10 protein-coding genes and 2 pseudogenes are annotated in these 9,741 nt (G+C 40.1%); 4 read left to right on the top strand and 8 right to left on the bottom strand.

Annotation, left to right across the window (positions count from 1 at the left end; genetic code table 11):
• Positions 1–196 (bottom strand): annotated as a pseudogene (locus G622_RS26360) (transposase); the annotation flags it as partial.
• A gap of 154 nt (positions 197–350) precedes the next feature.
• Here G622_RS26360 and G622_RS0119465 point away from each other — a divergent pair.
• Entirely contained in the window at positions 351–2,024 is a 1,674-nt protein-coding gene (locus tag G622_RS0119465) for a hypothetical protein (protein ID WP_026512043.1), read from the top strand.
• 110 nt (positions 2,025–2,134) lie between these two features.
• Here G622_RS0119465 and G622_RS25520 read toward each other — a convergent pair.
• Positions 2,135–2,350 (bottom strand): annotated as a pseudogene (locus G622_RS25520) (Txe/YoeB family addiction module toxin); the annotation flags it as partial.
• A 64-nt stretch (positions 2,351–2,414) separates the two neighbouring features.
• Positions 2,415–2,960 (bottom strand): TIGR01440 family protein, encoded by a 546-nt coding sequence (locus G622_RS0119460; RefSeq protein ID WP_026512042.1) that lies wholly within the window; start codon positions 2,958–2,960, stop codon positions 2,415–2,417.
• A gap of 235 nt (positions 2,961–3,195) precedes the next feature.
• Here G622_RS0119460 and G622_RS26760 point away from each other — a divergent pair, with 235 nt between their 5' ends.
• The 3 genes from G622_RS26760 to G622_RS0119430 all read left to right on the top strand — a co-directional run bounded on the left by G622_RS26760 (position 3,196) and on the right by G622_RS0119430 (position 5,753).
• Positions 3,196–3,321: a hypothetical protein gene (locus G622_RS26760; protein ID WP_256374538.1), complete on the top strand. Its 126-nt coding sequence runs from the start codon at positions 3,196–3,198 to the stop codon at positions 3,319–3,321.
• Positions 3,322–3,658: 337 nt separating this feature from the next.
• A complete protein-coding gene (locus tag G622_RS23860; protein ID WP_330363706.1) occupies positions 3,659–4,732 on the top strand; it encodes an AAA family ATPase in 1,074 nt (357 codons plus the stop codon).
• Between the two features lie 193 nt (positions 4,733–4,925).
• Positions 4,926–5,753, top strand: coding sequence for a CPBP family intramembrane glutamic endopeptidase (locus G622_RS0119430; RefSeq protein ID WP_081675418.1), 828 nt, complete (start codon positions 4,926–4,928; stop codon positions 5,751–5,753).
• A 257-nt stretch (positions 5,754–6,010) separates the two neighbouring features.
• Here G622_RS0119430 and G622_RS0119425 read toward each other — a convergent pair whose 3' ends face one another.
• From G622_RS0119425 to G622_RS26015, 5 genes are all read right to left on the bottom strand, one after another.
• The gene (locus G622_RS0119425) at positions 6,011–7,465 is read right to left on the bottom strand and encodes a prolyl oligopeptidase family serine peptidase (protein WP_049945974.1); all 1,455 of its coding nucleotides are present in this window, start codon (positions 7,463–7,465) and stop codon (positions 6,011–6,013) included.
• A gap of 245 nt (positions 7,466–7,710) precedes the next feature.
• A complete protein-coding gene (locus G622_RS0119420; protein ID WP_026512038.1) occupies positions 7,711–8,265 on the bottom strand; it encodes a hypothetical protein in 555 nt (184 codons plus the stop codon).
• Positions 8,266–8,341: 76 nt separating this feature from the next.
• Positions 8,342–8,995: an SGNH/GDSL hydrolase family protein gene (locus tag G622_RS0119415; protein WP_026512037.1), complete on the bottom strand. Its 654-nt coding sequence runs from the start codon at positions 8,993–8,995 to the stop codon at positions 8,342–8,344.
• Positions 8,996–9,092: 97 nt separating this feature from the next.
• Positions 9,093–9,347: a hypothetical protein gene (locus G622_RS0119410; protein ID WP_026512036.1), complete on the bottom strand. Its 255-nt coding sequence runs from the start codon at positions 9,345–9,347 to the stop codon at positions 9,093–9,095.
• 90 nt (positions 9,348–9,437) lie between these two features.
• Complete coding sequence (locus tag G622_RS26015) at positions 9,438–9,596, bottom strand: hypothetical protein (RefSeq protein ID WP_155831560.1); 159 nt, start codon at positions 9,594–9,596, stop codon at positions 9,438–9,440.
• Positions 9,597–9,741: the final 145 nt, after the last annotated feature.

The raw sequence follows: 9,741 nt of genomic DNA, 5'->3' as shown, positions 1-9,741 counted from the left end.
GGTAATCCCATGGCTCTACTTTTATGATGACGGGAAGCTTATCAACTTTGAACTTTTGATATTTGGGAGAATGGGAATCGTCGAAAGCCCACTGTTTTAGCGGTATATATCTGCATATGAAGTTTACCAGCCAGCAATTCTGCTGATAGAGTTGGTGGATGATTTCAAGTAAATAAAGTATAATGTTCACGAGCATTGTCTCCTGGTTTTTTGTGAGTTTGGTCGCTGACATTATACCAAAAAGGGAGGTCAATGCTCATTTTATTTTGAACTCCCGATAAATCAAGGCTTTAGAACAAAAAAGAGGTAGTAAATTTGACACTACCTCAATTTTGAGGGAGGTTAATTTTATGAAGTCCAGAATCATTTCTTTGTTACTATCAACAGCATTAACCGTATCAATCATCGCAGGCTGTGGAAATGCCAATACAGGTAATCCCAACACAGAAGCTTCCACTACTACAGAGGCTCCCGCAGACAGCACAGAAACTGACAAGCAGGCTGAAGATACAGCCGATAGTGCTGACAGCACAGAAAGCTCAGCTACAGAAGACAGTTCTGCAACAGACGATAGCCAGGAACAGGCTGCAGACTCCGGAAAAAAGTCTTTACCTGCTTCTTTCGAAGAGCTGATTAGCTCTCTTCACGCAGGACAGTCCTACGCTTATGCTCCTATCTGTGAAGGAGAGGATGCTCTTCTGGTAACAAGCTATGTTTTTGATGATCTTGAAGGTCATTTGGGTACTTACGAAGCTACTATTTATATGAAAAAAGACAATGCCATTGAAAAGGTTACTACTGTTCAAAGTGGCGGCACAGCTTACCCGATCGCTGTTGCGGATAACAACAGTCTCATTCTTCCCATGCGAAACTCCATAACAAAGGGATATGTAAGCAAGGAGACCGGCGAGTTCGTTATTACAGACGAAGCGAATGTAGATTATATAAATGCTGAAGATGGTGAGTATCATAACTACAAGGAAGGCGCCTCTGATCTGCCGGCAGATTCTTCCTTATTTGATGAGCTAAGCGATATATATCAAAATTCAGAAATAATAAGCTTCGAAAAGGCCGGTGTATCAGATGATGGCACGCCTAACCTTTCAGGAGCTGTATACGCAGCATACAACGAGGATGAGCAGTACAATGTTTTAAACTACTATATTTTTAATGACGAGACCTCCGGTTCTACACAGACACACGATGGCGTTTCAGGTGTACCCTTCACCTATGAGCAAACCGGTGACGATCTCATATTCCACTTCGCATCTGCTGATGATACAACCGAAGCAAAATATAGCTGGAATGAGGGCGCTTATCCGATGATAACCTTTACCGGAGATAATAAACCCGAAACTGAAAAAATATATATTTCATGCCTTGGTAACCAGGATCCCGAAACCTTTGATGCTGAAAAATACTATGACAACGACAATAACCTTCTTATGCAGGTCAAGAGCTTTGATGAAACTTCACTTACAGGTGACCTGTATCGCGATGAAAGAATTAAGGCTGAATATGTTGATAATGCAAAAGAAAACGACATCATCTACTCTATAAACGGAACACCCTTTACTGTTGTTTCTTTTGAAGAGGCCAACAAAGAGGTCAAATACGGAACCGATGAAGAATTCAAGAAGGACTGCATAGGTACGACAAGGTTTGATGGTTTCCTCGTAAAAAAAGGTGATGACGACTTATATTGTGCTCTCGAGAAGGAAGATTATTCCGAAGAATACAATGTTGTTTATATGCTGAATGAGGGTGCTATAAGAAAACTCGTCGAAGAAAATGTGACCTTCAAGATCAAGGAAAACTGTGAAATCATCCTTCAGAAATTTGTCAAAGATGGCGACGTCGAAAATCTCACAGAAGAATATCTTGTCGGAAGAGAATTCAAAGGAGACAACTATCCCGGATGGTCAGATAATGCTGATGAGTACTATATGACCACCAGCATGCTTGTAGAACTTGGGGTAATTGACGGTGAGCTTTATACTATTGTTCAGAAATATGTGCCTTAATTAAGTAAAAATCGATATTATAAAAAGTGTGTAAGTAAATTTTTTGCATTAACTTACACACTTTTTAGTTTATATGAACATAAAACATTTAGAAAAAGAGGATTGAATTCTCAATCCTCATAATGTCCCTTGCAGGCAGCTATTATTATATTTCCACTTTCTTCCTTGTAAACAAGGCGATTTTTATCATCAATTCTTCTGCTCCACCAACCTGATAATTCATTCTTTAAAGGCTCTGGCTTGCCTATTCCTTCGAATGGATTTCTCTGAGTGTACTTGATGATATTATTTATTCGTTTTAATGTTTTCTTATCCTGAGTCTGCCAAAGATATTGTCAACACATTGTAATTACACTTGTTTGGAACCAATATCCCCACTGAAAACCATTCTTATTCCAGCGACTCATCATACTTCGCGCGTATTCCGCCTATAAATTTAGGACGTACTCTGGCAGCGGTGATATGCGCCTGACCAATCTCTTTATTTTCCAGTCTAAGGGGAACTGCCACCTTTTTAAGATGCATTCCAATGAGAGTATCGCCGATATCAAGACCTGCATCAGCTCTTATTTCCTCAACTGCAACGGGATGTTCAAAGGTCTTGTATGCAGTTGTCGCAAAGGAACCACCGGCCTTGGGCTGAGGAACCACGTTGACTATATCCTGTCCGGGCACAGCGTCAGCCTCAATTATTATAGCTCTGTTAAGATGCTCACAGCACTGAGCTGCAAGATAAACACCATACTTTTGGGTAACGGAATAAATTCCTGCAAAAACTGCTTCCGCAGCTTCAAGATTAGAACCGGTGCCGATTGTATCACCGCATACTTCCGATGTTGAGCATCCGATAACAAGTATCTGGCCTTTATGGAGTCCTGCCTTTTCACATAATTCTTCAGTAACTGTTGCTGCCTGCTTTGTAAGTTCCTCGTACATTTTCCACCTCTGATAACTTTGATATGAAGTCCGAAACAACGCTCTTGTTCCGGCTAAAGATCTAAATTTGTTTTTTAGTACAGAGTAATTATCGTAAGCTTCGGTGAATTTGTCAAACCGCGAGGCAACTCTGAAATAAATTGCTCGTCAATTTTCAGAATATTTCCCTGAAAAAAGTGCCTACGGCACCTCAACTCCCCTGCCCCCTCACTCATGAGGGGTGGCGCTTATTTTTATGCTTCCGCTTAACAGTGCGGGACTTGATTCAACCACTGCCTTTACAATAGGTGGAATCGTTGGTCCGCTGCTCGTACTGGCTCTATGGCTATCCTTGTTATACGGCGCTGCACCCTTTGCCTAAATGTCGGATCTTTCGACTTATCTAGTAAAAATATAGTAGTGGGCCCGTCAGCCCCGCCAATTATCTCTTCTTCTGTCATTTTTCCTTCCAACTCATATTGCTATTCTTCCGTATATTCTGTTACTCCATCCACCCAATAAGTGCTCTTTGTTTTTCCTTCCTTAATCCACTGAAGGATAATATCCGGAGCAGCATATATGCATGGCTCATCGCCCTGTAATAAAATTCTGTCTAGCGGATTATATTCTCCAAAAGAGGCCTCACATTCAGAATCAAAGAGCCTTCGGATCAAAGGAGTCCAGAATACCAAGCCAGTCTATACCTACAGTCATCTCCTTTGGCGGCAGATTCTTTACCATGTCCTCTGTTTTTATCCCCATATGCTTCGCTCCTTGCGTATACTCAATTGAAATTTCCCCAACAAACATATTTTATCATAGAAAACCGTCAACCGCTCATCCTTCAGCAGAGGGTTGATGCCATCCCATTCTTATTTGACGATGTGTCAGCTAATGAACCGACAGAGTTCAAGCTATTTTTCTTAACAGGAAGCAACCTATACTGCTACTATATTGCCCTAAAGGATGATGAAGTAGTTTCTGAGTCACTGACTCGTAAAGCTGTCACTGCCAAGAAAACTGCCGAGCTTTTTGACCGCGAAATGAATGATATTACCCTCGGATACAGTATCAACAAAAAAAGCATCAACAAAAATGTAAATCCGAAGATGCCCTATCTTTCATTCCTTGCCATCAACTACGATATCCCTGAAATCAGCGAAGTAATGACCTGGTTTGAAAGTTGCATCATCAGAAGCTACGCAAATCCGATGGTTGAGCACCAAATCATGCTGGAAAAGTATACAGAAAATAAGAGCCAGTTCATCAGTGCTCTGAATGATATGGATATCGACATTACGGACTATCGCTATGATGAAGACAGTAAACAGCTTTACATGAAGCGCAAGCTTGGAAAAAAGGAATATGAGCTGTCATTCACAGAAGAATCAGATGGAACAAAGAAGCTTATCTCCGCTCTACCAGTTATCCTACTAGCTCTACGTGAAGGAAGACTTGTCATCATTGACGAGCTTGATGCCAAACTCCACCCGAAGCTTCTGCGTTATGTGATCCTTCTTTTTAAAAATAAAGAGATAAACAGTAACGGTGCTCAGTTGCTTTTCACTTCCCATGATATGTCGACTATGAAAAACTCCATCTTCCGCCGTGATGAAATCTGGTTTGCAGCAGAAAATGAAGCACACGAAAGTGATGTATATTCTTTACATGAAATGAGAAGCGAGGACGGAACACTAATCAAGAATACAGCCTCCTATGACAAGCAATACCTTGAAGGCCGCTACGGCGCAGATCCCTATCTTCAGAACATGCTGGGAGGTGCGTTCAAATGAGTCTGAAACCAGCAAAGAAGAGCGATCAGAGCAAAAGCTGGATGCAGCCAAGACGTGACCGCCATAAGATGATTCAGCCAGAATAGCAGCGGTTTGTTGGACATGTGTTGGACATCGCTGTTTATATTTAAATTGCTAATTGTGAAATAGATGTATAAGTCTATGCATCAGGAGTTTCTTATAAGGGGGAAAAATGAATACAAAGAACAGTGTATCGGGGCCAAAACAAATTTTACTGCTTCTGGTATTGACCTTTGGCAGCTTTTTGCTAGCGCAGCTAGTGGTGGGGCTTATTTTTATGTTTCCGCTTAGCAGTGCGGGACTTGATTCAACCACTGCCTTTACAATAGGTGGAATCGTTGGTTCGCTGCTCGTACTGGCTTTATGGTACAAAATAAATTCGGCAACATACCGCTTTATGCCAACAAACAGCGAGTTGACCGGTTCTTTTTTTCTTTTAAGTCCATTCGTTGTTTATTGGATATTGTTATTTGGTTCATACGGCATTCTTGCCGGATCTGTACCGTTTGTGAGAATAGACAGAACTCTCATTATGATGAGCATAATGGCAGGAATGTCTGAGGAAATAGTTTTCAGGGAAATCGCTATATCATATATGACCAAAATCTGGAGAAGCGAGAAGGTTATCCCTGTTATCGCACTTCTTTCAGGATTATTGTTTGGAATCACTCATCTAAGTAACTCTATGGTTAAAGGAGATGTTGAAGGTACTGTTTATCAGACAGTATTATGCATTATGACAGGCATCTTTTTCGGAGCTATATATTTAAGAAAAGGAAATGTATGGGTTCTGATGCTTGTGCATGTTATCCATGATATTCTCGCCATGTCAGCGGCAGAAGGTGTCAGAAGAGCTGGTATTACAGATCTTCCTTTATGGACAGAGATTTTTATCTTGGTGATAGAGGCATCACTTGCACTATACGGTTTATATCTGATAAGACCTTCTAAGAGAGAAGAAATAATAAAATTCTGGGACTACAAATGGTCCAAAGAATAATACATGATGTCGTGTGATGTTTTTTGTTGAACGATAGTCACATTTGTCACTATCGTATTTGTGTCTGCGTTAGTTTTCGGAAGTCGGAAGTCTATTTTCTCTTTGTAATTTCAAAAAACCATAACCATGACAGCTTCCTGTTAAGAAGATACAGCACTTTAGCTATAGCGTAAGCAATGATATACAGGCGTTGTGGGCGGATTTAAGAGTCCGGTTTACACCATCGCTTACCCCTTTTTTTGCATAGCATTGCTTTTTTATTTTATAGATCTTTTTTGCTCAGACATCCACTGCCACATGTTTACACCATTTTCTTCGCACTCGTTATTGAAGAAATAGATCCATGACCAGTGTCCCATAAACTGGTAAGCTCCTCCATCCGAAGAGTTATATTTACCTGAAGTATCATGAACATCCTTGAAAATACTGGTGTGGATGTTTGCTCCAATGTCTCTTAGTCTTTTAATGGTAGGTACTTCAAAATTAGCTGGATCAACGGTTGTGTCATTTTCTGCATAAATAAACCATATGGGAAGACTCTTTATTTTTTCAAGTTGCTCATCTGTAATTCCCGAGTTCGTGTAGGCTTCGCAGATGGGATAAGCGGCTGCAAAGAAATCAGGATAATTCATGATCATATCCATAGTCATATATCCGCCATTTGAGCATCCTCCGATTATGATTCTATCTGAATCAATGTTTGAGTGAGATGAAACATAATCATCAATAAGAGCCTTTAGGTCATGTAGATAAATGGAGTCTACACCTTTGTTATCCATCCAGTTTCCATTCTCATCATACTGCATCCAGAATGAGGGGCACTGAGGTGCAAGGACGTAAGCACCTCCCATTGTAGTTTGAAATTTATCACTAAAAAGAGCTGTAACTTCATTGCCAAGAGTATTGATCTTTGGATCGGCACCGCCTTCTCCGGCGCCGTGAAGCCAGATTACAAGAGGATGCTTGGCGTTATCTTCTTTAACTTCATAAGAAGCATAGCAAATCTTGTGGCCTTGGGGGCCTTCAAAGACACCGGAAATATCTGTTTTTGCAAGCTGAGGATAAACAGCATTATCAAAATCTATTGTTTCTGATACATTTAATTCAGAGATTTCTTCTCCGGTTTCTGTTGAAAGTGTTGCACCATTTTTTAAATTGACCTTCAAATTGTAAGGAGAGCAGATAGTGTTGTTTCCTTTGAAAAGATCATAACAAAAAGGCGATCCCTCATCGGGGCTGTAATTTAGCTCTATAGTAACGAAATTGGATGAATCTTTTTTCTCACCGTTTTCATCACTTGTATAGGCTGCTACCACACCTCTGCTGGTTTCTGATTCAATATGCTTGCTCGCATCCTCTTTGGAATTGGGAGTAAGTGCAGCCCAGTTAAAGCTTTCCTTTAATTCAATGACATTGAAATCCTCAGCATTTACAGAATCATTTTTTATTGTATCTGATAATTCCAAAATGGTTTTTACAACAGCGGGTCCCCAATCCTGCCCTTCAACGACTACCTTTTGAGTTCCGGTTAAAATGCTTCCCATATCACTACCTCCAAGTGCATTATTGTCTTTTTCATCGGATTCTTTTTTTTCTTCAATCTTTAAATCGGCGTATTTGGCTCTTGCAGATGGACCATAAGAATTTGCGCAGCCGGTCATGCTAAGTAAAAAAGCCATCACTATTAAGATTGATACGATTTTGTTTTTCAATTGTATACCTCCCTAATACATTAAAACTACTTCATTAGAATAGTTGAAAGTAGGACATAGAAAAAGAGCCATAATTTGACATTTTATATCCTTTTTTTTACACAGCAAAAAGCTCCCGATCTCTCAGGAGCCATTGCATAAAACATAAAACAATTTTTGGATATGTATAATATAGCATATTATTTGCGGATTACCATGATTCTCAGGTGTCCCACTCTTGGTTTGATTCAATATTCATCAGTTTCTCACTGTGCCGAAGCACCAATTAGCTTAACATTATCAGTATATTTTGATAATTCAGTAGCAAATTGGTCACTATCAACTTCAGTATCATCAACATAAGTTTTTATATTTTCAAAATCTGAAAAGTCTTTCTTGAGAGAAACTACTGTTTCAAGCTCTCCATCTACCAGTTTATAGGCAATAACATAATACCCGCTTCCGGTCTCATTTTCGGATACTAACAGCTTTTCATCCTCATTGAACATGATTGTTCCATATTGTCCAAAGCTGCCAAGATCCACCACCTCACCATCTTTGATGGTATAGACCTCTACCAGTCCGGGATCTGTCACATCGCTGTTAAAAACTGCCATTTCAGGAATATCATCATCGTCAAAGTCAAAATACGAAGAACTTAAGTCTCCAACAACTCCTGCCTCTTCATAGAGTTCTTCATAATTTTCAGATGAAGTGTCCTCCTGCTTAGTCATAACAGTGGGCGTTTTGGAACCTTCAAAACATGCCGCACATGACACGATCACCGCCATTGTCATGACCAAACTCATAAATTTCTTCATAGTATATCTCCTCAGTAAAAAAAACAAGCTGTTCATGCCTTCAACATCGATCAAGCTTATGCATCATTTTAATCGTTTAGCTCGCAAAACCTTCATCTACAAGCTTTCTATACACAGCTTCGCCCAGATATCTCTGATTTTTCACATCAAGATGCACTCCGTCTGCAGGACTTACCGTGCAAAATTTAGCAGCATCAAGGAACATACAGCCGTACATCTCAGCCAGCTGCTTGTACCAACCGGAGATCTCCGAAGAAACCTTATAACATCTCTCAAAATCAAAGCAGTCTTCCAGCCATGAGCCTTTACCGCAGGCGCCAATTATAGGCGGCGCAATCAATAGAACTTTCATCGAATCTCCCATGCGGAATCTGTTGTGTGCCTGAACTTTTTCAAGGAAAATCTGCATCTCCCCTGCGATATCCATGCTTGTATATTGGAATTTTCTCTTAAGATCGTTAGCCCCAAGAAGAATGATCATCAGGTCAAGAGGTGACTGACTCTCCACGCACGGAATAACATATTTTAAACCGTTCTTTTCCCCTTCAGCAGGGTCATCCGTCGCAATAGTCCTGCCGTTATGCCCCTCTTCTATTACAAGATAGTCGTCCCCAAGGTGCTTTTGCAGCACTCCGGTCCATCTATCCTCATCCTCCATTCTCTCCCTCTTATAGGGATCAAATCCCCAAGTAAGTGAATCCCCAAAACAAAGTACTCTTTTCTTTCCCATACACTCCTCCAAGTAAAAAATAAATTGATGCGAATTTTTATATTATCGTCTTTTTCTTCCCGCTTCTTTTTTTCATACCAAGTATGCATCTTCCCTATCACTTTGCAAAAATCGCAGCGACAGCATCCCACTGATCAGAATAGTTTGAATAATGGCCACTAAATTTCATTTCATCGTAACGTGCATCATCATCCGGCTCATATATGGAGTCAACATTGCTCAACAGGTGTACAGAAAGTCCAAGCTTATAATTTCTTAAAAGAATCTCTCTGGCAGATTCGCTATTTAAAAAGGAATCTAAATCCTGTTCATAGATGATGTTCTCTTCAGATTTCATATATTCAGAAAACATATCATATATAGTTTCTACATTCTTAGGTGTTAATCCTAAAGAAGTACATATATAGTATTGGTCAGGCTTTAAGGCTTCAACCTTTTTTAATTATTTCTCTAAATCACTTATTAATTTGGATGCATTACTCTTAGGATAATGTTTAACCTGCATGATGGTATTTTGGTCATCAGCGTATCCTCTGATATCAATTCCGCCATCACGTCCCTTTGTGAATGTATGCAGAGGAGTATTTAGTTTCTTTTCCATGAACTACCTCCACCGACTTTGCGCCGGAAGAGGTTTCTGTTATGCCGCAGAGCGGCATGAACCTTTGGGATGCTTAACGCATCCCAAAGAACAGGGCATGTCCACTATGCCCCTATCCCATTGGGTTACCTTTGGGAATACTTTT

The sequence above is a fragment of the Butyrivibrio sp. LC3010 genome (genome assembly GCF_000424385.1).
Taxonomy (GTDB): Bacteria; Bacillota; Clostridia; order Lachnospirales; family Lachnospiraceae; genus Butyrivibrio.
The sequence above is the reverse complement of the archived record's forward strand: the minus strand, read 5'-3'. Positions and strand labels throughout refer to the sequence as shown.